General features: G+C 52.1%; 24 protein-coding genes and 4 pseudogenes. 5 read left to right on the top strand and 23 right to left on the bottom strand.

Annotated elements, in window-relative coordinates; genetic code table 11:
• The 16 genes and pseudogenes from ACOTZC_RS21315 to ACOTZC_RS21240 all read right to left on the bottom strand — a co-directional run.
• Positions 1-620, bottom strand: a pseudogene (locus tag ACOTZC_RS21315) (hypothetical protein); the annotation flags it as partial.
• A 290-nt stretch (positions 621-910) separates the two neighbouring features.
• Positions 911-1228 carry a TrbM/KikA/MpfK family conjugal transfer protein gene (locus ACOTZC_RS21310; RefSeq protein WP_411765294.1) on the bottom strand — a complete coding sequence of 106 codons (318 nt, stop codon included), beginning with the start codon at positions 1226-1228 and terminating at the stop codon, positions 911-913.
• 89 nt (positions 1229-1317) lie between these two features.
• Positions 1318-1719: a hypothetical protein gene (locus ACOTZC_RS21305; RefSeq protein WP_411765284.1), complete on the bottom strand. Its 402-nt coding sequence runs from the start codon at positions 1717-1719 to the stop codon at positions 1318-1320.
• Positions 1706-2755 (bottom strand): P-type DNA transfer ATPase VirB11, encoded by a 1050-nt coding sequence (virB11, locus tag ACOTZC_RS21300; protein WP_050511226.1) that lies wholly within the window; start codon positions 2753-2755, stop codon positions 1706-1708. The genes ACOTZC_RS21305 and virB11 overlap by 14 nt, the downstream gene beginning before the upstream one ends.
• Positions 2756-2758: 3 nt before the next feature.
• A complete protein-coding gene (gene virB10, locus ACOTZC_RS21295) occupies positions 2759-3955 on the bottom strand; it encodes a VirB10/TraB/TrbI family type IV secretion system protein (RefSeq protein WP_411765285.1) in 1197 nt (398 codons plus the stop codon).
• Positions 3952-4845 carry a P-type conjugative transfer protein VirB9 gene (gene virB9, locus ACOTZC_RS21290; protein ID WP_367642073.1) on the bottom strand — a complete coding sequence of 298 codons (894 nt, stop codon included), beginning with the start codon at positions 4843-4845 and terminating at the stop codon, positions 3952-3954. Before virB9 ends, virB10 begins: the two co-directional genes overlap by 4 nt.
• On the bottom strand, positions 4838-5524 hold the full coding sequence (locus ACOTZC_RS21285) for a type IV secretion system protein (protein WP_348554557.1): 687 nt from the start codon (positions 5522-5524) through the stop codon (positions 4838-4840). Before ACOTZC_RS21285 ends, virB9 begins: the two co-directional genes overlap by 8 nt.
• Positions 5517-5657 carry a hypothetical protein gene (locus ACOTZC_RS21280; protein WP_032640091.1) on the bottom strand — a complete coding sequence of 47 codons (141 nt, stop codon included), beginning with the start codon at positions 5655-5657 and terminating at the stop codon, positions 5517-5519. Before ACOTZC_RS21280 ends, ACOTZC_RS21285 begins: the two co-directional genes overlap by 8 nt.
• A gap of 78 nt (positions 5658-5735) precedes the next feature.
• A complete protein-coding gene (locus ACOTZC_RS21275) occupies positions 5736-6734 on the bottom strand; it encodes a type IV secretion system protein (RefSeq protein ID WP_032640089.1) in 999 nt (332 codons plus the stop codon).
• A gap of 43 nt (positions 6735-6777) precedes the next feature.
• The gene (locus ACOTZC_RS21270) at positions 6778-7032 is read right to left on the bottom strand and encodes an EexN family lipoprotein (protein ID WP_421636015.1); all 255 of its coding nucleotides are present in this window, start codon (positions 7030-7032) and stop codon (positions 6778-6780) included.
• 11 nt (positions 7033-7043) lie between these two features.
• The gene (locus ACOTZC_RS21265; RefSeq protein WP_421636014.1) at positions 7044-7760 is read right to left on the bottom strand and encodes a type IV secretion system protein; all 717 of its coding nucleotides are present in this window, start codon (positions 7758-7760) and stop codon (positions 7044-7046) included.
• 18 nt (positions 7761-7778) lie between these two features.
• Positions 7779-10529, bottom strand: a complete 2751-nt coding sequence (locus tag ACOTZC_RS21260; RefSeq protein ID WP_421636013.1) for a VirB3 family type IV secretion system protein — start codon at positions 10527-10529, stop codon at positions 7779-7781.
• A 9-nt stretch (positions 10530-10538) separates the two neighbouring features.
• Positions 10539-10838: a TrbC/VirB2 family protein gene (locus tag ACOTZC_RS21255; RefSeq protein ID WP_421636012.1), complete on the bottom strand. Its 300-nt coding sequence runs from the start codon at positions 10836-10838 to the stop codon at positions 10539-10541.
• A 9-nt stretch (positions 10839-10847) separates the two neighbouring features.
• Positions 10848-11510 carry a lytic transglycosylase domain-containing protein gene (locus ACOTZC_RS21250; RefSeq protein WP_421636011.1) on the bottom strand — a complete coding sequence of 221 codons (663 nt, stop codon included), beginning with the start codon at positions 11508-11510 and terminating at the stop codon, positions 10848-10850.
• Positions 11511-11618: 108 nt separating this feature from the next.
• A complete protein-coding gene (locus ACOTZC_RS21245; RefSeq protein ID WP_348554550.1) occupies positions 11619-11810 on the bottom strand; it encodes a hypothetical protein in 192 nt (63 codons plus the stop codon).
• On the bottom strand, positions 11800-12114 hold the full coding sequence (locus tag ACOTZC_RS21240) for a hypothetical protein (protein WP_111966212.1): 315 nt from the start codon (positions 12112-12114) through the stop codon (positions 11800-11802). The genes ACOTZC_RS21245 and ACOTZC_RS21240 overlap by 11 nt, the downstream gene beginning before the upstream one ends.
• Before the next feature lie 269 nt (positions 12115-12383).
• Between ACOTZC_RS21240 and ACOTZC_RS21235 the strand changes: the two genes are divergently transcribed.
• Positions 12384-12764, top strand: coding sequence for a helix-turn-helix domain-containing protein (locus ACOTZC_RS21235; RefSeq protein ID WP_197672344.1), 381 nt, complete (start codon positions 12384-12386; stop codon positions 12762-12764).
• A 1660-nt stretch (positions 12765-14424) separates the two neighbouring features.
• A complete protein-coding gene (locus tag ACOTZC_RS21230) occupies positions 14425-15972 on the top strand; it encodes a methyl-accepting chemotaxis protein (RefSeq protein ID WP_421636010.1) in 1548 nt (515 codons plus the stop codon).
• Positions 15973-16178: 206 nt separating this feature from the next.
• On the opposite strand, the pseudogene ACOTZC_RS21225 reads toward ACOTZC_RS21230, so the two are convergent.
• Positions 16179-16358, bottom strand: a pseudogene (locus ACOTZC_RS21225) (type II toxin-antitoxin system RelE family toxin); the annotation flags it as partial.
• 18 nt (positions 16359-16376) lie between these two features.
• Positions 16377-16460 (bottom strand): annotated as a pseudogene (locus tag ACOTZC_RS21220) (type II toxin-antitoxin system RelB/DinJ family antitoxin); the annotation flags it as partial.
• Between the two features lie 37 nt (positions 16461-16497).
• Between ACOTZC_RS21220 and ACOTZC_RS21215 the strand changes: the two are divergent.
• A pseudogene (locus ACOTZC_RS21215) lies at positions 16498-16787 on the top strand (transposase); the annotation flags it as partial.
• A 57-nt stretch (positions 16788-16844) separates the two neighbouring features.
• On the opposite strand, the gene ACOTZC_RS21210 reads toward ACOTZC_RS21215, so the two are convergent.
• Genes ACOTZC_RS21210 through ACOTZC_RS21190 form a run of 5 tightly spaced genes read right to left on the bottom strand, consistent with a single transcriptional unit; the run spans position 16845 to position 20996 of the window.
• Positions 16845-17465, bottom strand: a complete 621-nt coding sequence (locus tag ACOTZC_RS21210) for a tetratricopeptide repeat protein (protein ID WP_248163026.1) — start codon at positions 17463-17465, stop codon at positions 16845-16847.
• Positions 17462-18268, bottom strand: coding sequence for an SDR family oxidoreductase (locus ACOTZC_RS21205; protein WP_248199625.1), 807 nt, complete (start codon positions 18266-18268; stop codon positions 17462-17464). Before ACOTZC_RS21205 ends, ACOTZC_RS21210 begins: the two co-directional genes overlap by 4 nt.
• Entirely contained in the window at positions 18255-18920 is a 666-nt protein-coding gene (locus ACOTZC_RS21200; RefSeq protein ID WP_248199623.1) for a TenA family transcriptional regulator, read from the bottom strand. Before ACOTZC_RS21200 ends, ACOTZC_RS21205 begins: the two co-directional genes overlap by 14 nt.
• Entirely contained in the window at positions 18917-20359 is a 1443-nt protein-coding gene (locus ACOTZC_RS21195) for an AMP-binding protein (protein WP_248199621.1), read from the bottom strand. The genes ACOTZC_RS21200 and ACOTZC_RS21195 overlap by 4 nt, the downstream gene beginning before the upstream one ends.
• Positions 20349-20996: a thermostable hemolysin gene (locus ACOTZC_RS21190; RefSeq protein ID WP_421636009.1), complete on the bottom strand. Its 648-nt coding sequence runs from the start codon at positions 20994-20996 to the stop codon at positions 20349-20351. Before ACOTZC_RS21190 ends, ACOTZC_RS21195 begins: the two co-directional genes overlap by 11 nt.
• Positions 20997-21156: 160 nt before the next feature.
• Here ACOTZC_RS21190 and cybB point away from each other — a divergent pair, with 160 nt between their 5' ends.
• Both cybB and hchA read left to right on the top strand, forming a co-directional pair.
• Positions 21157-21705, top strand: coding sequence for a cytochrome b561 (cybB, locus tag ACOTZC_RS21185; protein ID WP_421636008.1), 549 nt, complete (start codon positions 21157-21159; stop codon positions 21703-21705).
• A 476-nt stretch (positions 21706-22181) separates the two neighbouring features.
• Entirely contained in the window at positions 22182-23033 is an 852-nt protein-coding gene (gene hchA, locus ACOTZC_RS21180; protein WP_421636007.1) for a glyoxalase III HchA, read from the top strand.
• The last annotated feature ends 1912 nt before the right edge of the window (positions 23034-24945 follow it).

The raw sequence follows: 24945 nt of genomic DNA, 5'->3' as shown, positions 1-24945 counted from the left end.
GTGCTGGCACTTGATGCGTCGGTGTAGCTGTTGGCCTGGTTCAGCGTGCTGGCACTGGATGCATCGGTGTAGCTGTTAGCCTGGTTCAGCGTGCTGACACTGGATGCATCGGTGTAGCTGTTGGCCTGTTTCAGCGTGCTGGCGCTGGATTCGTCGGTGTAGCTGTTGGCCTGATTCAGCGTGCTGGCGCTGGATGCATCGGTGTAGCTGTTGGCTGCGGCCAGCGATGCGGCATCACCTGCCTCACGGGCGGCCTGCTCTGCGGCTATTGCAGAATTGAGCTGGCCGACGTTGGCGGCATCGGTGTCTGCTGTACCTGCTGCAACACTCGTTATCTGGCGCTCATTGCCAGCGCTGCCCACGGAAACCGAGTTATCCCGATCCGTTACAGAACCCGCACCGAGTGCAACGGAGTTATCTTTGTTCGCAACTGCACCCTTGCCCACAGATGTGGCGGAATCGGCAAGAGCCTTGCTTTGAGAACCCAAAGCAAGGCTGCCCGTACCCGTCGCTCCGGCCTGAAATCCGGCCGCAATCGAATAATCACCGCTGGCTAAGCTGTTACCGCCGGTGGCGACAGAACCTACACCCGACGCCGATGACTGCGTACCTACTGCCACCGCGCCTGTATTTGAGGAGTTTGCCTGAAAACCAAGTGACGTCCCGTTTGTTACGGCTGACGCACCGCCACCGATTGCCGTGCTGGCTCCTCCTCCTGATGTGGATGCACCATTACCTAAGATGGTTGTTGCGGCGCTCTCAGTGGCAGCCTGCGATGTTGCCGGATAAATCGACAGCATGATTAATGCTGTTAATACTTTGAGTGAGTTTTTCATATTACTGTCCAAAGGAATTAAATAGAGGGCATAAAAAAAGGCGCTGATATGCGCCTTTTATCTGCCGTTAATCATTACCAGCCGCTAAGGCGGCCGAATTTAGAGATGATCTTATTGATTGTGCCGCTGTCAGCTGAGGGACACTGATTGAGCATTTTCTTTCTTGCGTCCGACGTGTGGCCGGGAAGAAAGCCGTGCTTGTTTTTCTTCTTAACTGACATGAACGTTTTATACATCGGGCCACATTCGGCGGGACTGCTGCCGTCAAGCTTTCCGGCCAGGCACAGCACGATCGCGCACGGATCGTTCGGGTCGGCTTTCTGGCCGTCGGCAGCGAACGCCGGGCAGGCGAGGGCGCACAGTAGCGCCGCCGTGATTACGGTATGCTTCATCATTCATTCCTCTGAGGGGATAAGGGCACTAACGCCCGGTGGTTGTTCAACGCCGGTGACGGTCTGAAGGACTCAGACACCTACCGCCGTTATCGGTAGAAGATAATTTCCGACGTGTTGCAGGTCAGGCAGCCGGGGTGGGGACGATACTCAACGATCCCGTGATAGCCGCCATCACGTAACCATGTTTTGGCCGCAAAGTAGCGCTGGCCGTCCGGGGCGTTCACTACCGCCCGCGAGGCGTGCGCCACCGCGTACCACTGTGTGGCCGGGTAAACCCCGCCGGGTTGGAAGTGGGCAAGCACCTGCGACCAGTGCCCCTCCGTTACCGACGAGGCCACGACCAGGCGGTTAGGTTCCCATACCGGCAGGGTGGCCGTTACCGGCTGCGCCGGTTGCGACCAGTTAACGGCCGCAGGCTCCGGCGGCGAGGAGCAGCCCGCCAGGAGGACGGCCAGCGCCGTCAGGTCGGTCAGTTTAGGCAGCATCATTGAAACTCTCCTTCATGGCCTGCATGTGCAGGGGTTTAAAATAAACGTCGTTCATGCGGCGCACGTTGCCGTGAACGTCAACGCTCGCGATAACGTCAACGCAGTGCAGAACCTTGCGCAGCAGAACGTCAACCGGCATGCCACGGCACGCCGGGTGCTCATAGCAACGGTCAATCAGCCCGGAGATACACTCGCGCGGGCTACCCGCGTGAAGGGAGGACATAAACCCCTCGTGCCCGGACTCAATCAGCTTGAGGGCATCCCACGCCTCGCGCCCGCGGACTTCGGCAAGCAGCGGGCGGTCGGGGTTCATACGGTAGATGGCGCGCACCAGTCGATCGGAGGTGACGATTGCTCCCTCCCCGGCGTCTGCCGGATAGAACAGGTGAACGTAGTTTTTCTGGCTGTAAAACTTCAGCTCCGGGTTGTCCTCGATAGTGATAAGGCGCAGCCAGTCCGGGATGTAGCGCAGCAGCATCTTCATGTAAGTGGTTTTTCCCGAACCGGTTTCTCCCACCACAAAGAGCGTTTTGCCGTACTCGACGCACTTTTCCATAAATAGCGGGATATTCCCGCTCTGATAGAGCGCGCTAAGCTCGTCGTCTCTGGATACCACCTTCTCAATACCCTTTACCCGATCATAAAAACCGTCATCGATGTACGACTGATGCGTGCGCTGGAAATAATCCGGCTTACGCAGGGTGATCGAGATGGTGTTGCGCTCGCAGGCCGGGGGCACCACTATCTGGCAGCGTTCCCCGGTCGGCAGCGTGGCCGAGAGGATGGGCGAGGTATCATCAATGGTGTCGTTATTCCACACGGCCAGCGCCCTGGCAAAGGACGAGCACTGGCGCAGCGTGACCGGCGAGGCGTGCATTTCCCAGCGCCCGTTAATTTTTGTGTGGATCTCGCCGGGGCGGTTGATGGCGATCTCCGTCAGCCCCTCCCGGCTCAGGTAGTCCCCGAACAGCAGGTCGCGCAGGTGTGACAGCGCGACGTTGCCCTCTGACGGGGTATCAGTCAGGTTATCGTCCATCGCTTACCTCATGCGCAGTCTGTAGACGTCTGAAAAATCAATATCCGCCCCGGTGACAAGGCCAATCACATCCCCTTGGTTGAGGTACATCGTTGGCGGAATGTTGATGCTGTTTTCCAGCAGCGTTTTTGCCATTTCCGCCGTGGCCGCGCGGGTATTCTCCGTATAGTCGGTGTTGCGATCCCTGCCCGGTGACGAGCCGGAGGCCGCTGCGGCAATATCCTGTACCGAACCGAGCAGGAGGGTATTACCTATCCGCTCCAGCCAGTGATTGTCTATCCAGCCCGCGACGCCGTTCTCGCCCATCGCGCCCACGGCCTGGCTGTCAGCCATCGGAATCACCAGGCGTCCGGGTTCAGGCGTGCGCAGCTCGGTGATGGCGAGAAAAAGCCGCCCCTGCCCGTTTTTCAGCGTTCCGGTGCGGTACAGGCCGCGCGCTTCAGTCCCAGCCGGGATAAGGGTCACGGCATTGCTGGCGCTGTAAACGTCCTCGCTGATAAGACACTTGAAACGCCCGCCCACGTCCGAAACGAAGCGCTGCATCATCGCGCAGGGGATATGTCTGTCGGACGGTATATACAAATCCGGATCGAGACCGAGCCGCTTCACGCCGGTGATGCGCGCCAGCCCGTTATCCTGCGCCTGTCCTGCTGGCGTCGCAGAGCCCGGCGCGGACGCCCTGCCCGCTGACGGTGCGTTACTGCCTGTCGTGCGTTTAGGGGCGCTGGTTGTACTCACCGTGCCGCTTTCTGCCAGGGCGCTGACCTTGTCAAACGTTACGGGGGCCGGCGATTCGGGCGGCGACGCGGCGGTATCGTCCGGTTCTGTCGTCTCCTGCCCGGCGCTGTCTGTCAGCTGCCCCAGCGGGTTCAGATCCCGTCCGATGTTCTGGCGTTCGCGGGCAGGGGAGGTGGTTTGCGCTTCCGGTTCACGGCTGGCGCGCGACGCGCTGCCGTCTCCCTTCAGTTTCCCCATCAGATAATCCCCGCCGGTGGCGATAATGACCAGCAATACCAGGCTGATAACGGCCAGCACGAGCGTGCGGTGGCTGCGTCGCTTCGCGTGCTGCACCACCTGCGGCTGTCCGGGCTGCACCGCGCCTGCGGCGGGTTTGTCGCCGTCAATCTCTGCCCGCGCCCGCTCGCGTGCTTCCGCCTCCAGTTCGGCGGCGGTTTTAATGTCTTCCTGTTCGTTCATCATTTGCTCTCCAGTTTCACGTCCGGTGAGACGGTGCTGCCGTTCGCCACTGTGACCTGTCCATAGCTGCCGTTTTCAATCCCCACGACCTGGCTGCCGTAGCGCAGCACAAAGCGCGGGGAAAGCGAGCGCAGGACCATCACCCGGTAGTTGCCCTCGGTGCTGAAGGTCGGGGTGATCACCTGTTCGCTGCCGCCGACGATAACCGTCGGCGACGGGATCCGCTTCTGCGGGGAAAAGCCGAGATAGGTAAACCGCCCGTCGTCATACGCAAAATCCGGGGTGATGGACGCCGAGCCTGCCGCCACGCGGCGGGTATAGTTCCAGTTACGCGGCGCGGTGGATTTCTTGAGGGCAAGCTGAATGCGCTCTTTTTCCTGCGCGGCCTGAAGCTCCTGCTGACGGGCGAGGCGGGCGGCGTCGTTCTGCCTGCGGGTATCGTCGGGATAGCTGAAGCGCACCACAAAGGCGAGGTTTCCTGCCTCGCGGTCGCTGTCGATCACGTTCAGCATCAGGCTGTAGTCGCGCTTCGTGGTGGTCACAAACAGGTTGGTCTGCCAGTCCTGCTGCGTGGGGGTGAAAATCTTCTGGACGGTTTTGCCGTCCGCATCCGTAACCGGCTGCTTCACCGGCGCGGGGCTAATCCCCACGCGGTTACGGTCGGGCGTGATCGTCCAGCCCTGCGGAAAACCGGCCGTGGCGGTGATCACCTCCTCGTCGGCGTCAAAAACCAGCGTCGTAATGTAGCCCGCCCGCGTGTTGATAACCGTCGTGTTCTGGCTGTTGTAGGGGATGTTCTGCATGCGGCTGTCAAAGGCGCTGCCGCGCGGCGTTGCCGCACCCCATGCTGACGCGGCGGTCAGCAGAAGGGCGCACATCAGCACTTTATTCATCGCTTTTCTCCTTAAACCGCTGATAACTGGTGACCGTGAAGCCGAACGGGTTCACCTCGCGCTCGGAGGCCGTCATTTTCTTCTGCGGGAAATAGCGGTAGGTCATGCGAATCGTCCAGTAATCGTGCGTCTCGGTGTTATCCTTGACCTTTCGAATGGTGCGCTTGATGCGCATCAGCTCCACCATGCTGGAGCCGGTGCCCGCTGAGGGCACGTTGGAGAGGATTTCCACCGTGACAACATAGGCCGCCTTCTGAAACACGGCGTCCGGGGCGTCGGGGCTGTCAAACCAGTCGAGGTATTCCTTGTTGACCGCGTCGCTGTTGAACATCTGCGTTTCCCTGTAGTCCTGCTGAAGGGCGAAATAGTTGTACCCCTCGCGGCGCTTCACATAGCTTGCGGACTGCGACAGATTGAGCACCTCGGAGGTGTCCAGCTTGTCCTCGCCGACGGTGGTGACGCGCTCGATGCGCCCAGTCTGACGGTCGAGCGTGTACAGCTCCACGGTGGTGGTTTTGAGCGGCAGAAGCAGGATAAGGGCGGCAAGGGCGCAGACGAGCAGCAGCCCGGCGAGCGCCGCCACGATCCAGCCCGCCTTTTTCATGCGCATATCCCGCTCAAGAATGGCGTTCTCAAACGAGCGTGAGTCGCTCAGGGCTTTGGCGGTAAGTTCAGACATGAGGGGTTAACTCCTGAATAATGGCCGGGGAATTGACCGGCTCCGGGTTGCCCGACACGGGCGGAAGTGAGGTATTTCGCTGTGCGCAGCCTGCAAGCAGGCACAGCATCAGCAGCGTGATGCCGTATTTCATGGTGATTTCCTGTTATGAAAGACGTGACAAAGCCGCAGGACGCCGTTGCGGCGTCCCGCCGGATTCAGTCATGCGGGGTTATCGTTGATAGCGTTCCTGCATCCTCTGAACGGCGGCGCGGCTGCGGCTGCGCGCATCGCCGGAGGTGCGGGAGGCGGTGGAGGCCGTTGCGCTGCCGGTGCTGTTCAGGTTCTGTGAGGCTTTATCTCCCACGCTACCCGCTGTGTTGGAGACGATTTTCTGGCCTGATCCTATTCCCGATGCGGCGAGTGCCTGCGCGGCACCCTGCGCGGATGCCCCTGCGAGCGCCTCGGCGAGTTTCCAGGTCAGCACCATCACGGCAGCGGCACCCGCCGTGCCGAGGAAGACCTGAACGGCCAGGGTCAGGTAGTTGGCTTCCGATGCGTTTGTGGCGCCCGCCAGAATGTAGTCCAGATAATTCATTACTACCGTCAGGGCGATGCCACTGAACAGGGAGGTAAGGATGCAGCCCAGAATAATTCTGAGCCAGTTGCTGAACATATCCCGGAACCATGACCACATCAGGCAGTAGATAAAGATCGGGGCGGTCGCCAGCATCAGCAGCATCACCAGTTCGGCAATCAGGTTAATGATGGCCGTGATGCCAACAAGTAACGCTACGCCTGCCCAGATTAGAAACTGCGCCAATACGCCTTTTAGGGGAACGTAAGTCGATGTATCGTATGTATAAAGCTTTTCTCCAAGTTTCTGTGATTTATCCCAGACCGTATCCAGCCGCGTCCATATGGATGCATCTCCGCTGAAGCCGTCCCGCAGGCCGGTGATGGCATCCGAAACCAGATCGAGATAGCCTCCGGCGTTGGTGACGAAAATCATGATAATGAGCATCCGGCTCACGTCCCAGACGATCTCCTCGAAGGGGCGGACAAGCTTGCCTGCCATCGTCTGGTAGGCGCGCCACGTGATGTACAGCGAGAGCACCGCGACGGAGAACAGATGCGCCATCCATCCCCCCGTCGTGGCGGCCACGCCGTTCAGTACGCTGTCAAACCCCTCCATGATGTGGCTGTTTAGTCCGACAAAAATTCCGCTCATAGTGCGTCCTCATGTCGAAAATGAGCATTACTTTTTGGTAACGTCATTGATTGTTATAGCGTTTGATAATTTCATTATGTTCCGCAATAACATCCGGCTTATCTCGCTCAATTTTGTATGCCGTATTTGCGTGCGCGCAATCTTCGGCTTGCCAGGTGTTATTGATCAGGCACTCCTCATATTTCCTAAGCATGTCGTCATGATGTGCCGTATACCACTCCACGGAGGTTTTATCCTCGCAGCCGGTCAGCGCGGCCACGGAGGCCAGTACGATAAATGTCAATGTCTTCAGTTTCATGGGGTCACCTGTCAGTTAAGGTCTGCGATAGGAGCGGTGCGCATCTGCTCGGCCTGCGCCTTGCGGCGCTGTTCGGCAAGCAACTGGTTGCGCATTTCGCTTTGTTTGACGGACATTTCCCACTGTGAGGTCAGCGCGTTAAGCTGGATGCTTCGCGCGGCCACCACGTTCGCCAGATCCTGCGATTCCTTGCTGTCCTTCGCATTCTCAATGCGACCGGCGAGATCGGTAATATCGCGCAGCGTGTCGTCAATTTTTTCCTGAATATCCGAGGTGTCCTCGACGGACACCGCCTGATTCAGGAGCATCTGCTTGCAGCTGTCCCGGTACGCCTCGCTGGCGTTCTCCGGGCAGCTGTCGAACAGCTTGTATTTGTCATACAACCTGTTCAGTTCTCCAGCATACGACCCGCCGGAGCTGGTCAACAGGTCGTTTAACGAAATCCCCCTGTTTTTCAGATTTTTAATGTCTGACGTCAGACTTTTCGCCTGATTCAGGAATGCCTGCACGTCCCTAATGCCGGTGGCCGCCGCCAGCTGTTCCTTGTAAGCGTTCATCTGCGCCTGGTAATGTTCGACGGTCTGCTGCCACTGCTGGAGCTTCTCAGCCCACTGCTTCATATCGTTAGCGTTGGCGACTTCATCGAACACGGGAATACCGGCCTGAGCCGGGGTGTGAAATAGACATAAGGCGACGCTCAGCGCCGCCAGGGTGGTTTTCAGCTTCATGGTGTTATCCTCTTGTGATTAAACGGCACGCCTCAGCATTTCGTCTTTCCAGTCTTCCGGCTGCATTCCCTCCTGCCAGATTTCGTCGAAAATTTTCAGGTTATCCGCACTGGCACTGAGCAGCTTCGTGTAGCGCCCCAGCCCGGACAGGTCGAGGGTGATTTGCGCGATATACGGGCGCACGTCACCGCGCCGCAGCGGAGATTTCATGATCACCATCTGGCGGGCATAGGGGTCGAGCGTGGTGACAATATCGAAGACCGGTTTCGGCACCCGCAGCATGTCCACGTAGTCGCTTTCCTTAGCCTGCTGGTTCGCCATAAAGATCCGTGTGCTGCACTGTTCGATGATGGCCGCCGAGATCTCGTGCTTGCACATCTCCTCCGGCGACTGCGTGGCCGGGAAAAAAATGCCGTTGAGCTTTCGGATAACCTTCAGCATGTCGAGGGCGAATTTTGAGAACTCCGGGTCCTGAAGCCATTTCCAGAATTCATCCATGAAAATGACCAGACGCCGACCGTCGAGCAGGCTGGTCACGCGGTAAAGCAGATAGAAGGTGAGCGGACTGCGCACGTCCTTGTCGTCCAGGAACTCCGTGCCGTCGATGCCGAAATTATCAATATTGTCGATATCAAAGGTGTCCACGTCGTTATCAAAGACCCAGCCAAACTCTCCGCCCTGCGCCCACTGCTGGAGACGGATGCGCAGCCCGTTTATCCGCGCGTCCTTCGTCGGGGCTTCGTGCAGCACTTCCAGAATGCGGGTGATACCGTTGCGGCGCAGCTCCGGCGGGTAGTCCAGCATGATGGTATCTACCGCCTCGCTGAGACGCTCCTCGTCACGCGGGTCAAGCGGTTTGCCGTCGCGCGTGCAAATCATACGCATCAGCTTCTTGAGGAAGTTGCGGTTACGCTTCGTCGGGGAGAGCGCAAAGGGGTTAAGGCCGGTTTTCTCGCCTGAACGGAAACGGAAGTACGAGCCGCCCTGGAGGCGTATCGACATTTCCGCCGAACGGTCTTTATCAAAGACCACTGAGGTGAAGCGCTTTTTCGTCGCCCCCGGCGCAAATGACTCAGGACACCGGTATTTCTGCATCAGGTGCTGAAACATCATCAGCAGGGTCGATTTACCCGTCCCGGTGCTGCCGAGCAGCATACAGTTGCCCGGCGGCTTCTCGCCGAACTCGTCCACGTCTGCCTGGCTGTTGTGAAGACTGACGTACTGACAGCCCCCCGACGGGGTCGGCACCACGGCAATCGCCTCTCCCCAGGCATTCCCGTCCCGCTTGTGCGGGTGGAAGTTGTGAAACGACACCATTTCGGCGTAGTTGAGGCTGCTCACCGGCACGAGGCGCGGGCGCATGTCATACACGCCCGGCAGCTGCGCGAGGTAGGCCGCCGTCAGCGACTCGCGGGACAGGGTCATGATGAACCCCAAATCCTTCAGCGTATCAGCCAGGGTGTTGGTGTCCTGGATAACCTGCTCGCTGGTCGGGGCGCGGATAATCAGTGTCTGGTGATACCTGCCGAACGAGATAATGCCGGACTGAAGCATGTCGCGGGCAACCTTCAGATCTTCCTGCTGGGACACCGCATCGTCCTCAGCTGACTTCAGGCGCTTCTCGATCGTGCGGATGCAGCCGCGCGCTTCATCTTTGCCCATGCAGGTATAGGACTGCGTCAGAACGTACCGGCAGCGGGCATAAAGGAGCGAGTCATACAGCCCGGTGACGGTTTCAGTGCCGTAATCCTTGATTTCCAGCCCACGAAAGTAGCTCTGGCCGTCGACGTGGCTGACCTGGCCAATGTCGGTGGAGGGGAAGATGTCGGTGCCGCCGAGCACGTCATAGAACGGGGTGCGCGTGACCCGGACTTTCTGCCACCTGCCGGTGATAAGGTAGTTGTAAAAGGCGAGCTGAGAGGAGAACACCCTGCCGTTTTCCTCATACGTGCCGAGCGGCCTCGCCGAGTAGCGCGACAGCGCCGTGCCGATCGATTCCCGGTACTCCAGCATCACCTGCAGGGCGTTGTCGAGGAGGGTTTTGCGTTCGCCCAGAGACTTCTGCTTCATGGCCGCCCGCTCGATGCCCGTGTGAGGATTGAAGCAGGCGGTGAAGAAGAGGCGGCGGCGGTAGAACGGTTTGTTCTTCCGCGAGGCGTAGAACAGGCGCGCTATCTCGTCTGAAAACGCAATCCCGGACTGACACTCAAGCGAGTCGGTAAATTCGTCGCTCACCAGGTGGGTATAAAAGGTAAAGGGCAGCCCCTCAAAGGAGCGGATAACGTTGTTGAGCTGCATGTCCAGGGTGGCGAGGTAATGCTCATCCTCGCATTCAAAAATGGTGCCGCCGATCTCCCAGGTGCTGACAAAGTCACCTTTTTTATTCTTCACCACCTGCTCGTGCAGGTGCGAAGACCAGGGGAGATAGCGGGACAGCGGGATACTCTCGTTGAGCCGCATATGTTTTATAAACTCCGTAACGTCAATGGCGTCGTACTGGTTTGCGACAAGCGCCTTTGTCCCGAAATGCCGGGTTGCCGCGCGGTTGCCGCGTGTTTTAAACGCCAGCAACATCAGGTCAAAGAAATGGATGTCCTGTTTTGCCAGGCGCCTTAGCTCAATAAAGGCAGGGATGAGCAGCAGGAGAAGCCAGTAAAAGCGTGACCAGACAGCCGCCAGGGTAAGGATGCACAGGGTGAACAGCAGGGGTACAAGCGGGATCCCCCACAGCGCCGCCGGTCTGGTCAGCGCCTTGTTGAGGATGGTCATTCTGCCTCCTTAGGCCGCGAAGTAGGCACCGAACCCGGACGCCCCGGCGAGCAGGACGCCCGACCAGAAGACGCGCTGGAGATCGTGCCAGGCCTTGCCGTCAACCAGCATCTTGTAGGCGATAAAGGCCACTGCACAGCTGATGGTAACAACCGACATACTGGTGAGGCCGAGGAAAACCCAGTTAATGGCGTCGCTGCCCTTCTGAAATGCCTGGTCGGCGCTGGCCGCCAGTGCCGGAACTACAGGCAGGGCGAGGAGAGAGGCCATCAGGCGGGTAGCGGTGTTTTTAATGGTGCGAAAAGTCATGATTTTTCCTTAATCAGAAGACACAGCGAGGCCGCCGCGCACGACGTGTGGCGGATAAGCGGGGTCGCTGGTCAGTGTGGTGTCGGGTGCCGGTATAACGCCACGTATGACGCTGTCCGGATAAACGGTGTTGTCGGACGGGACGGAGGGCGCTTTCCCGGATGCGGGAGAGATTGCCTGCCGTTCTGCCCGCGTTGAGGGCACAACGTAGCCAATACGCTGTACGTAGCTTGTGTTGCCGAACGCGCTTTCCGGGCGCTGACCGGTTTCAAAGTTGCCGGAGTAATAGCAGCTCAGGGCGCGCTGTAAGGTGCCTCCTCGTTGATAACAGTCGGTGATGATTTTCGCGGCAACATTCATGTTGTCGCACGGATTTAACATGGATTCGGCGCTGACGCCGAACTGCGGGAAATTAGTGCTGGTTATCTGCATCAGTCCCACCGAATAACGGTGTTTCTTCTGCTTAATGTCCTCCACAATTTTTAACGCCTCGTCTTTCGACGCTGGCAGATGAGAAATAACGCGGCTCCTGCCGCCCTTTACCGGAACAATTTCAGCAATGGCATACGGATTTAAGCCAGATTCGGTACGGGTAATGTCGCGAATGGTATCGGGGTGAACGGCGGGGGCACACTGCATGGCGAGCTGGAATAGCGCGGCAGTGGTTAACATATTAATCCTTCAGCGAATTTTTATTTCACCATGGAACTTTTTAGTTTCGATGTTATAGATAACTTCGTTACCTTCGACCTAAGAAAGAATTGACCTTGTGTTCAGTTTCTAAGTCGTAGATGCATTGTTCTTTCTATAGAGTAAAATATCACCATTTGCATAGTCTTTATTGATATCAAGAATATACTTCCCTTGGGTGTCAATAAGAGCTACTCCAATTTTAATTAAGATTGGTCTGTCTATGTTTTTAACTGAATATACAATATGCGTATGTTCTATATTTTCGTCTTCATTCAACATGTTTTTTCCGGTCATTAAGTTGTTGAGTAATTAAATCAATTCGTTTTAGCTTTTTCGCAATCAGAACCGAGGATTTAGAGTTTTTCTTACCCTGTTCTTTTTGAGTAATAATAGCAATTTCCATTCTCAGACACGCGCGCTCAATCAGCAACTCTCTCGTGTGCTCTGGTAGCTCTTTTGTGGTCCAGCTCGAGTTGATGGCTGATGAAATGCGATCTCTGCGACAACTTAGGCGCTTGTCACCGGCCATTATCGCAAATTTATTGTTTTTCAGGGCTTTTATACGAACCTTTTGCATAGTCATATCTACTTCTCCATTGCATGAGTAATCCGTCGGAGTTCGGGAGCACAAGAAAGGCTTGGATCAGACGGCTTAACGATGCAGAGGAAGGCTCAGAAGATGCGGGCACACCATTAATCTCCTCTATACGCGGGTCACGGCTGATCTGCTGTCAGGTTCTAGAGAGCTAACGCGTGTGTTGCGTGCGTGTATCACACATTCATTGTTAAGATAATTTAAACAAATGATATTTAGTTGATATTATTTTACCGACACGGGCGTGCGATATCCATATGATTGCCGGAAGCAAATCACAGGTTAAGATGATGGTTCCCAAACGTTTAAGAGCAGCACGACATAGAGCTGGTTTGTCTCAGGAGAAATTCCTGCAGTTAACTAACGTGGAAGCTGTCAGTGATAAATCGCAGATTTCAAATTACGAATCAGGTCGACACTCACCGCCTTTTGAATTTGTGGTGCAGATTGCTAAGGCGCTGAACTATCCAGAAGCCTATTTTTATACGGTGGATGATGATTTTGCAGAGCAAATTCTGTTGATACACAGGAACAAAAACAATCCTGATTTCAATCCATATTTTAAACCTTTAAAAGAAGCGCTTGATGCTGTTAATGCTTTAAAAAAGATGTTAGATAAAGCTACAGGTACAAAATAGAGTTTCTTACCGTCAACTGGCGCAGCGCGATCTCACTCGCCCCTGAAAATGTCGTCTCCTCAAGCCCTGGGTTACGGCTAATTGCTGCTATTAACTTTTAAAAGAGCATGAGGTTGTCAGGGATATGCTAGTACGGTGTCACACTGTCTGTAAATAGCCAAAATATCGCCAGTATACTGTTGTGGATTCCATTTTACATGGTTGAAAGTTCTCTTATAAAGCAATGCTTTCAGTCAATTGTTTTGTCTAAGATCATGCTTTTGGTGTGAAAGATCGTGTAAGTCAGAGTAAATAGATCATTTGTCTGTAGGATTACATACACCGCTTTTATAAATCTTTATCTTTAAAGTCAATTGGTTATGGTTTTTTATTATTCTGAAATAAAAAATTCTATTATATTTGAGAAAAATTACCCTTGTCGCAAGAATAATCTGAAACCACAAGTTAACTGATTGATATAATTGTGTGTTTTGTTGGGGTGGGGTTGAGATATAAAAAAATCGTTTCAGCTAAGATATTTTCAAGGATGGCGGTTTTATTAAGTTTCCTTGTTAAATAATTTAGTTTATAACGGAGAGTGTGATTTTTTAATGATTAATGTAGAGGTGCAATAACCGTCTGAAGGTGATAGCTATTGTATTGAAATTAATCCGGAGAACGTCAGAACTGGATACTAAGACGGCTCATAATTTGTTGGGTGCTAAAATTCAGTTAAAACCTTATTAGCTGTAGAGAAGACCTCAGGATTACGGGGCGCTCTGCTGCTGGAAGACGGGCCATGCTTCCCTGCAACATAGGGTATTGAGGCATAAAAAGCCAGAACAATTGTGGTGAAGCAAACCTGCACGAGAACGTCGAACGAGAGCATCACTTTCGGATGCTTGTGAATAAATACTAACAGGCTGTACAGGTAAGAGGCGGTGGAAACCATCAGTGATGTCTGGCGCGGAAGTGGAGTACATTAATCGCTGTTACATTATTTGAGTGATACTTATTTACCGAACAAACAAGGCCTTTCCATAAGTGATCTGGGAGTGTATCTGCCGTAAGGCTGCTGCATGTAAACCTTGAAGCTAAGCTTAATGGGATGGAGGCTGATAGTAGATGGGGATTTCTTACAGACAATTACAGGGTCTGCACTGTGTACTTACTCATGCAAGGCTGAAGGATTGTTGCATTTTGATTCGATTTGAAATATTTTGAAATGAGTAATGGCTTTTTTTTCTTCTGGCGAATTTAAAATAATTGCAAGTTAAAAAAGTTATAAAAAACATATCTTAAATATAAATCTGATTTTCATCGAGCTGCATCTTTAAAAATGGTAAGTGGTCGTTACTTAAGCCTAAAAAGGTTCTGTTGAGCTCGCAAGTTAATGAGATAATTATATTGGAATAATCCTAAAAAGATGAAGGTGTTCAAAAATATTACAATCTAATTGCATTTAGTGTTTGTATCTGATTTTTGTGGGTTGGGCTAAATATCTAAAGCCACACTGTAATTGATGTTTTTTTAATTTACTTAAACACTAAAGAAATTGGTTCACCTGCCGATTAGCATTGCTGTGGGAAAATATTTGCATTTTCTTATTAACCACAAAAATTAAGCCGTTATTACATTCATCTCTTGAAGATGAACATATGCTAATCATTAAGGAAGAATAATGTTCAAAAATCTCAATATCAGCACCCGGCTTACCATGGCATTTGGCGTGATAGTTGTATTGATGACAGTTGTCTGCGGATTGCTCTACATGAGCTTCGACAGGGTAACGGCTGTTAGCAAACTTAATGTCCACAGCTATAAAGTTGTTGATAATCTGCGCACAGTTACAGAGAACCTCATTAATATGGAGACAGGCATCCGTGGATTCGCACTCACGGGTAAACAGGATATTCTTCAGCCATTTTCTGAGGGGGATGAGGCGTTTAGACACGGAGTAAGTGAGCTCTTAACACTCACAAGTGATAATCAATCACAACAGAATAAATTTTTAAAAATTTCTCAGCTTGAGGATGAATGGAAAAATTCATTTGCCCTTCCGTTAATCCAGAACAGGAACGAAGTTACAAAAGGGTCGCTCAATATGGATTCATTCATCTCTGGACTTGAACACAACTCCGGCAAAGCTCAAATGGATCGTATCCGTGACGTTATTAATGAAGCGCTGCGTGATGAATATAGCATCATGTCAGAGCGGCAGGCACGCCTTGCTGATGAGCGTTTTAAAACGCGAATGATGATTGTTATTGGCTTGCTCGCAGCCGCTGTCACCGCGCTTCTTGCGGGTACCTTGTTATCACGCAGTATTCTCAATCCGTTAAAGCATGCAGTGAATACGGCTGATACCATCGCGTCGGGTGATCTTACATCGGTCATTACAATCGACCGAATGGACGAAACAGGCAAGCTGCTTGTGGCTCTTGATAACATGCAACAGAGATTAAAATCGCTCGTCACTGAAATCAAAATCACTGCTTCTTCAGTCGATCTTGCGGCCGGGGAAATCGAGCAGGGCAATATGGAGTTATCTTCCCGTACTGAGGAACAGGCCGCTGCTTTGCAACAGACAGCTGCCAGTATGGAGCAGTTAACAATGACCGTTCGCAACAATACAGAAATTGCTGAACATACGGCTATGTCCGCCAGAAAGACAGAAGAGCTGGCCCGGGAAGGGGAGTCTGCTGTTGGTGAAATGAGCGAAACGATGCAAAAAATATCGGCAAATGCACTTAAAATTAAGGAAATTACGAGTGTCATTGAAGGGATTGCTTTCCAGACAAATATACTTGCATTGAACGCTGCGGTAGAAGCTGCACGCGCTGGTGAGCATGGGAGAGGTTTCGCTGTTGTCGCCACAGAAGTGAGAAATCTTGCGCAGAGAAGCGCAAGTGCATCAAAAGAAATCGGCTCCTTAATCGAGAACGCAGTCGATAATGTCGATAATGGCGTTTCTGTAGCCTCTAAGACAGCAGAGACAATTTTACGTGCTGCAACCAATGTTGCTTCACTGGCACAGTCAATGGATAGTCTTTCTATGGCCTCAGTAGAGCAAATGCAGGGGATTATGCAAATCAGTACCGCTGTGACACAAATGGACGGTGTGACGCAGGGAAATGCTGCGCTCGTTGAGCAGTCTGCTGCCGCATCTCAGTCGCTCAGTGAACAATCCAGGTCTCTGAAGCAGATGACTGATAACTTTGTTATTTAAAGATCCATTGGCACCATATTCATGGTGCCTTTTAATGTCGTCAAATGGAGAGGTAGTATTTTCCTGAACTTTTTTTGACTGGGCCTCTTATCTGGCGGAGTACGGGATACATGTTGCAGAAAGCGGATTATTTACGCTTATCAGTGTGTCAACGCAAAGCATAAGTGTTCCTTCACAGCAAAACAGAGATGCCATGCTTTGTTTCTGAGAATTTGTTTGATCGCTTCGCTATATACTTCTGAGCGTTCTTTTTTTCCAACTGAAATCACGAAGGCGACAACTTTCTCGTCTATGACCTGATATACAAGAAGATGGTCTGAAGCTCAGAGCTTAATCTTGTAAAAATCAGACATACCACGGAGCTTCTGCGCTGCAATCCTGGGTGACTAAAGCTCAGCATCTTAATCACTTAGGAATGCCTCTTTGAACGGCAAGCGTTCATTATCAGCAATATTTTCGAGCCTAAGACGAAGCGCTTCAGGGGAGGTTTGAATCTCCGCAGGTTTAACAGACACTAAAAAAGAGGTGCCCATGAGCGGTCAGCGTTATCCCAAAGAGTTTAAAGTTTAAGCAGTCAAACAGGTTGTTGATCGTGGTTATTCTGTTTCCAGCGTTACAATAAGTCTCGATATCACCACCCACAGCTTTATGCCTTGAGAAAGAAGTACGATCCGTTTTCTTTCACTAATAAAGAACAGTCAGATGCTCAGGCCGAGATCCGCCGTCTTCAGTAAGAGCTGAAGCGGCTTACTGACGAATGGGACATATTAAAAAATCTGTGGGGTACTTCGCAAAGCTGTCCGACTGAACTTAGAAGCATCTACCGTCCAGCCCTTGAAGGCTGAACGGTATAAGATTTATCGATATTGTTTCTATGGAATGCTTGCCAGGTCTCTCTCAATGTCATGGCGGCGACCACTGTCAGCGATTTCGCGCCCCGGACGAGGTGGTGCTTTTAGCGCTTTTGTTAGATAGAGGCGGGCTTGATCTGTTTTTTTCTCTTTTAAAAGATAATCACCATAGAAATAGTTAGGGTCGATACCCTCAGGATTGATGGCCAGCGCTTTTTTCAACATTTCATCAGCTTTGTCTTTATCACCAAAACCGATTGGCCAACCGGGGACCTGGTAATAAAGAGCACCCAAGCTTGTCCAGGCTGAACCTTGAAGAGCGTTGGGATCAATTTCAATCGCTTTCTCCAGGTTATTGCGGGCTTCTTTAACAAGGCTCAGAGCACCTAGACCACCTTTGGCGCCAGCCCAGCTACTATCAATTATTGCGCTCCAAATCAAAAGAGGGGCGTTAGTGTTGTTTTTTAACTGGCTTGCCTGATGGGCTTTCTGACTAAGTGAACTAAAGCAGTTTTCTTTTTTGGCTTCCAACGTTTGGTATTGGCACACAGACCAGTCGTGTTGTAAGTTCTCTAATGACGTTTCCGCGAAGGCGGCAGTCGGAAAAACAGACATAATCAGCAGTACATTCAGGGTTCTCATTTGTCTTCTCCTTTCAGGGATTTACGGGCGAACTCCTGAATGACAGGCAGTTTTTTTCCTAACGCGCCGTCGACGACGTTTGGAAACCATGCATTAATTTTGACGAACAGACGCTCCATTACGCCAAAACGATACCGTTTCTGTTCCGTTTCAAGCAGCCGCACCAACTGGGTTGCTACCTGGACGGGCGAGTCAGTGTTGTTCCCGAGTTTTTTGTTCAGAGCATTAACATGAATGCTGTTCAGTGAAGTTTCCGTTGCACGCGGCGCAGCATAAAGAACGGTAATACCGCTTCCCTGTAATTCACGGTCAAGGGCTTCGGAAAAACGGTGTGTCGCAGCCTTGGTCGCGCTATAGACGCTCCACGCTGGATGACCAATCTCCCCAAAAATTGAACCAATATTCAGCACGATACCTGGCGCATTCATTATTTCCAGTAAGGCCCGGGTCAGCAGGGCCGGGATTTCTATATTGGTGCGGATCTGTTCGCGGATGTCGTCAAAGGATTGCTGTTCAAACAGGGCAAAACGGCTACTTCCTGCATTGTTGATCAGAATATCCAGTCCGCCATTCTGTGAAAGCCGACCGGCCAGCGCCGAAATTTCGTCGTCGGAATAGCTCTGCATCAGCACGGTATTGTGCCTCTCCGGATGCTGAAGGGTATTCTTCAGCAGAGACATTGCCTTATCATTGCGTCCGACGAGATACAACCTCGCGCCTCTCTGGGCCAGTTCTCTTGCCAGCGCCTGACCGATCCCCCCACTGGCGCCAGTAAGCAGAACAGTTTTGTTAAGCAGATTCATTAGTGCTTTCTCCCAGCTGATCTAGCATCTGACCATAGAGATGATAAATGCGACGCGCTGTATGGATGATTGCGTCCTGATCTCTTTTATCGATGACTGAATCCATCAGAGAGGCAAAGAATTGCAGATGCCCCTGATCCAGTTCGCCATGAGAACGGAGGTATGTTGTCGCCTGTTCCGGCAGGGTCAGCGTCTTCTCCAGCTGCGCTGCAACGGCTGAGGCGATGGATACGCTGGTTCCTTCCAGAACGAGCACCATGCCAAAGATACTCATCGGATTGACCCTCTCGATACGGTAGTAGAGATAAGCGATCATCATTTCGATGGGCAGTCCCGGTACGCCGTTTCTCACGGCCTCCGCATTCCCCCCGCAGGCGCGGATATCATTGAGTATCCACTCCTGATGCCCGTATTCTTCATCAATGTATTCTGCAATTGCGCCGCGTACGGCTTCATGCGATGCAGGAAGCCGGCTGCCGGCACACATCAACAGAGGAACGGTATGGCTTACGTGATAATACGCCTGCGTCAAAAAGGCGATGTACATATCCCGCGAGATATCGCCCGCCTTACAGCGCGCAATGGCCGGAGAGGCAAGTAAGCGTTGACGTTCGGCTGAGGTCTGGTTTTGTAATTCCTGATAAAAGCTCATAGGTCTTCCTCCTCACTGCATGCGAGAATGGTGTGTTTCAGGGACTGCCAGATGGCGTTTCGTTTAGGGCGGCCGTTAGCCGTGACCATCGCGGGAGAGGATATTTCACTGGTAAACAGTAAACGATGGAACCGGGCATAGTCAGGCAGGCGTGCGGATATCTGCATGAGCTGTTGACGCGCCAGCTCCTGCTGACCATCAAAAGCATCGACCAGCGCAATGTTGTGTCTCAAACCGTCACCAAAAATCACCACGCGGCGTACGGCGGGACATGCCATCGCTTCTGCTTCAGGCCATTCCGGGGAAAAATTACGGCCATATGCGTTAATCTGAACGTTTTTCTGTCGTCCGGTTATGTGGATAAACCCGTCTTCATCAATTGTTGCCAGGTCGCCTGTGTCCACTCCCGGCCCCGCTGGCTCCTCCCCTAAATACCCCAGGGCATTGGCAGGGCTGATTACGCTCAGCTGCCCTGAGCGATCGACGGTCACGTGGATGCCGGGCAGAGGTCTGCCAACACTGTTCCTTTTTGAAACGCCTGGCAGATTCAGCGCTACAACGGAACCACACTCTGACAACCCATATCCTTCAAAAACGGGTAAACCCGCCAGTGCTGCCACTTCCATTACTGGCGTCGGCACTTTTCCGCCACCCACCGCGACAAAACGCAAGGATCGCGTGCTCTCCGGAACCGTCTGATGCAGATGAACCAGCACGCGTAAAATTTCAGGAACCAGAACAAGGCTTTCCGGTGCCCAAGCCGTTAATGCCTGTAAAAAGCATTGGGGATTGAACTGACTGGACCCTTCAAAGCCTGTCCGCGCGGTCGGTAGTATTACTGTCTCTGCACCCAACAGTAAGGGGATATAGATACCGCACAAATTCTCAAGCAGAATACTGAGCGGCAGGCTGACCAGGTGCCTTTTGAGGGCGATCGGATCTAGCGCGCTAGCCAGTGTCTGCGCGGTCCAGAAGATCCCATTCATGCTCAGGCAGACACCCTTGGGTTCGCCCGTTGTACCGGAGGTATAGGTGATCTTGGCCGTGCCCACTGGCAAGGGGGATGGTGCAGGTAATGGCCTTATCTGCAGTCGACCAAAAGGAAAGGCGTGTCTGCGCCATCCGGACATCGTTTCCCCGCCGATCTGGGCATCAACTGAAGCGGAAACACGCACCCATTCTTTTTGCGTTTCTGAGAAAAAAGGCGGGACAGGCACAATCACGATCCCTGCGGACAGGCAGGCAAGATCGATAATCGCCCATTCCGGGCCGTTATCGAGCTCAAGCGCCAGCCTGCTGATACCCAGTGAGCTGAGTTGCGTGGCGGCATGCGTGACGGCCTCAAAATATTGCCCCCAACTCCACGTTCTGGTCTCGCCCTTCAGCGCCGTTTTATCCGGATATCGAAGCGCCTGCTGCTTCAGTGCATTAAGAAACATGATGTTCTCCCGATAGATTAAGCCAGGGGGCCTCCGGCAGCGAACTGACCAACGTCATCAACAGACTGCCCTGGGTCAGTGCTGTGTGACCGCCGGCTAATTCACCGGCCATAATCTGCGGATCGTACTGGTAATATTTACCCCACTCATGGGCTGCTTTTCCCAGGCGAGCGGGGTCTGCAGGCATCAGGGCGACTGGATGCAAATTCAGGCGATGGAAGGTATTACGGATTTTTTTCGTACCGGTAAAAACAATCCATGAAAAATGGTATTCGGTCAGGACCTGACACAGGGCCGCAAACATTATGCGAGCGCTGGCACCGTCACACGCCGCAAAATTGCCGATTTCAACAATGGTGGCACGAGGAACGGGCTGTGAGATACGTGACGATAGCGTCGTCTCGATGGAATCCTCGAGATACTTTTCGAGATAGAGCGGGCCCTGGGAGGCAACCTGTACCCCGCTGGCAGCCTTAAGTTCACCATTTGCATCGTAAAGGCCGATAAGCCACGGCATGCAACGGGAGATCGAGGCGTGATAAACCCGATAATAATTTTCACGAATTAACGCAGAAATTTCATTATGTTCGTCTTCGCCGTGAAGCCATTTAAGTGTGTAAGGTGACATGATTCGCATGATGAGACCTCTTATTAGAGTCTTATCAATGTGAGGCATTAATATTATGGCAACCTTAAGAGCGATTTGTTTTTGTGATTTTTGATGGGCGTTTCGTTATTAAGGTATTCTTAAGGAATAATCCTTAAAAAAGATAAAAACATCCACGCGGGTGATCGTAATGAAAAGAACTTTTTCCAGAGGTCAGATAATTTGTCACTGGTTGGTATTTTTAGGCATAGTGATGGCATACGCTGCAATGGAGTTAAAAGGTTTTGCGCCAAAAGGCAGCGCGGCCCGCGCGACGGTGGCTGCCGTACACTACACGGCAGGGGTAACTGTCCTGCTGCTGATGGCAGGCAGAGTCCTTTTAAAAATCACCCATCAGGATCCCGATATTCTGCCCCCTCCGCCCCGCTGGCAGAAGGTGGCGTCAAAAATCACGCACGGGTTGCTGTACCTGATGTTTCTCGTTCTCCCGTCTCTTGGTCTCGCCTCCCTTTATTATGGGCAGGTGACGTGGTCATTCTTCGGAATAACACTACCAGTAGCGACGGTAGCCAACAAAAATACTCAGTACAGTCTGAAGGAATGGCATGAACTGATCGCCAATGCAGGCTATTTTCTTATTGGCCTTCATGCGCTTGCAGCGTTATTCCATCACTACGTTGTGCGCGACAATACGCTTGTAAGAATGTTACCGGCGTTGGCGCGTAAAAATAAAAGATAACCATTATATTTAAAGTTGACGGCATTATCGTCGGGTCAGGAAACCGCAGTCAGTCTGGCATTCTTCTTCGCTGATGCGGTAAGCAGTGAAGCGTTCGGTAGTGCACAGGATTGCGAGCTATTCCGTATCAGTAACCTCTTTAGCATGCAAGTTCGACCTCACGATGGCCATACATCCTGCTTCATCGCATAGGGGAATGTGCGGCCTTTCGTATTGATGTTTGTCATACGTATTTCAGGTGTTAATAGCCGGAGCGAATTTCTCCTTTCGGGATGAAGTAAGCTTACGTTAAACAGTCTGCCCGGAATCCGGACAGAATGTGACGCGCTGGGGTGACAGGTTGCAGAATGCAGATTATTTACCCTTATCAGTACTGCCAGGACTGCTACGCTTAGCAGTCTCAGGCGCCTGCGGACAACAGGAATGTCCTTATATCTAAGGCAGGTTGCTTTCATTTTTCCGGATGAGGATGAACCATGACTGACGATGCCCGTAAACAGCCACAAATTGATCCTGCTGAAGAGAATGCCTTTTTTCCCTCCTCGTATTCGCTCAGTCAGTTTACCAGCTCTGTCTCCGACCTCAGCGGGGCAGATTATCTGAAGCGGTATACTGGCAGCCAAAAGATACTCGTGATTGCAGCGGATGAACGCTATCTGCCAACCGATACCGGGGCACTATTTTCTACGGGAAACCATCCCGTTGAGACCCTTTTGCCCTTATATCATTTGCGGGCCGCTGGGTTCGATTTTGACGTGGCCACCCTATCGGGGCAGATGGCAAAATTCGAGTACTGGGCGATGCCCCGTGAAGATGAACGTATTATGCCTTTCTTTCGGGAGACGCAGTCGAAATTCAGGATCCCGCAAAAACTATCTGATGTTGTCAGCCGGCTGACGAAAGACAATGAGTATGCCGCGGTCTTCATTCCGGGCGGGCATGGCGCCTTGATAGGGTTGCCCGGGAGCCAGGACGTGGCGGACACCCTACGCTGGGCCATGCAGGCAGATCGTGTCCTCATTTCACTGTGTCATGGCCCTGCCGCTTTTCTGTCCTTGCGCCATGGAGATAATCCGCTGAGTGGTTATTCGGTGTGCGCCTTCCCTGACAGTGCCGACAAAGCAACCCCTGCGATGGGATATATGCCGGGGCATCTGACCTGGTACTTCGGTGAGGCCCTGCAGAAAATGGGGATGAACATTGTCAATAGCGACATCAAGGGGACTGTACACAAAGATCGTAACGTACTGACGGGGGACAGCCCCTTCGCGGCGAATGCACTTGGCCAGCTGGCCGCAAACGAGTTGCTGGCCCGATTTGGCGAGTAATGGTTCAGAAGGGGCAGGGCGCAAGTCGGCTGCCCCGGTTTTTCGACTCTCTCCTGATCCTTAGTTCGGCTCCAGCACTAGTAAGAGAGGACCGGACACCATGATAAAAAGGCAATTATTAGTTACAACATACGTTAAGAGTTAATATCTCAACACCTGATACCCCTGCGCCATTCTGAAGCAAACAGCCCCTCTTCACCATTTATCGGCCCCAGTGCACAGCGGTAACAACACTGCACACCTTCCCCCTGAAAAGCGCCGCCGACCGGCCCGAAGGGCCGGAAAGGTTTTTCTGTAATGTTTCGTATGTTGTAACTATTATACAGCAATGCTGTACTGGGAAAACAAGCTTAGCAGTTATCGTGTCGGAATTGATGTGCCTAAACTTTCCCCCGCCATAGCCTTGATAGCTCTAAGGTACGCGATCTTCACTATAAGGACATCCTTATGGTGGCGTGGCAGCTCTGAACATGTTACCCGAGATAAATACCTGCCCCGATGTTAGAACCTGACGCTTAAGCATGACTATGTCATCCCGCCTGCGTGAAGAGCTTTTGAGAAATCTAATTATCACAGGACTGGTCCTGCGGAGCTGCTGTGTCTGTCGGCGAGTATAAGCAGCTCCTGCACGTTCAATCGGACACGGACACTTTTAAAAAAAACGGCAGGGTGACATCACTCCCTGCCGTAAGCATACTTGCTGTTATTATACCGGAAGTTTAGAGGCAGTTTGTGTTAAGTCAAAATATATCGTACTGATTTATGAACCTTATTTCATTTCTCATTCAGGATACAAACCAGCTATATGATGTGTCGTGTATTTGATGTTCTGGCTGGCAGACTATTTTTTGAGCCTTAATGACCGTGTATCAGAAATAGTGTCGCAGGTAGTGCGTATCTTCGACCAAGACGATGATACCGGAATCGAATTTAACCGGGACATGCTGCTGTTTGCTTTGAAAGAGTAAAAAAAAGGACACCGCCCAGGGGAAGAAGTGTCCTCAAATGTGTCAAATTCGTTGTAAGTGAAAACTGTTCAGATGTTTTCGATATTCATGATTACATAATATCCGGGATTTTTCATCCGCCATATGCACGCTTCAAAAAAAGGACGTCTCCGGCAGGAGGCGTCCAAAGCATACCAGGCTTTTGATACACACACTGCTTTGCAGATGCGAAATCATTTTGATTTTTTCATAGTCTTATAGGCTCATCATCTACCAGAACAGGTAGAAAAGGTTGAAAAACTGCAAAAAATTGAGAAAGGCAGGTTAATGGACTCTAGCCCTGAAGAAAGATAAGGAATATTTAATGGATATCGCGATTTTTCCAAGATAAAGTCGACATCAGTGGGCTGATATGATGATAAATCTGAAAGCCCGGAAGCTTGTTCATACCGCAAATGTGGTCGCGGCCATGCATCTCAGTGATTCACTGACCCGGCTGAAATTCGTGGATGAAGTAAGACAGGTTGTCATGCAACAGTTTGAGGCGGCGAGGCGAGCTTAAAACGATGAAGAATGCATTGGCTACCTGAAAAACCTACGAGCTGAGAATGAGTACCTCCTTGAACAGTCGCGCATACTGAAAACTGGCTATGCCCGGATCTACTCTGAAATTCAATATGTACCAGTGCAGAATAAAATAGTCGGATATTTGATATCCGGAATTAAGGTTGTACTTGCCGGCGTTAAGGAGGTGTCATGATCACCATCATGACGCCTGTTGGCATGCTTGCCGGTACCGTTCTGGTTGAGGATTCCCTTACCGGAAGCTGCACGTCAGCTCCTGAATGAGCCGGCTTCAGAAGGGATCCTGGCGGACGTCGCGATGTCCATTGCAGAATTTATAGGAGATAGTCTCGATATTGGCTTGGGGATCTTTACTGCAACCATGCTTACAGCTGGCTGTT

The sequence above is a fragment of the Enterobacter cloacae complex sp. SHL009 genome (assembly GCF_049237205.1).
GTDB classification, from domain to species: Bacteria; Pseudomonadota; Gammaproteobacteria; order Enterobacterales; family Enterobacteriaceae; genus Enterobacter; species Enterobacter cloacae_M.
Note: the sequence above shows the minus strand (reverse complement) of the source record. Positions and strands in the feature narration are given on the sequence as shown.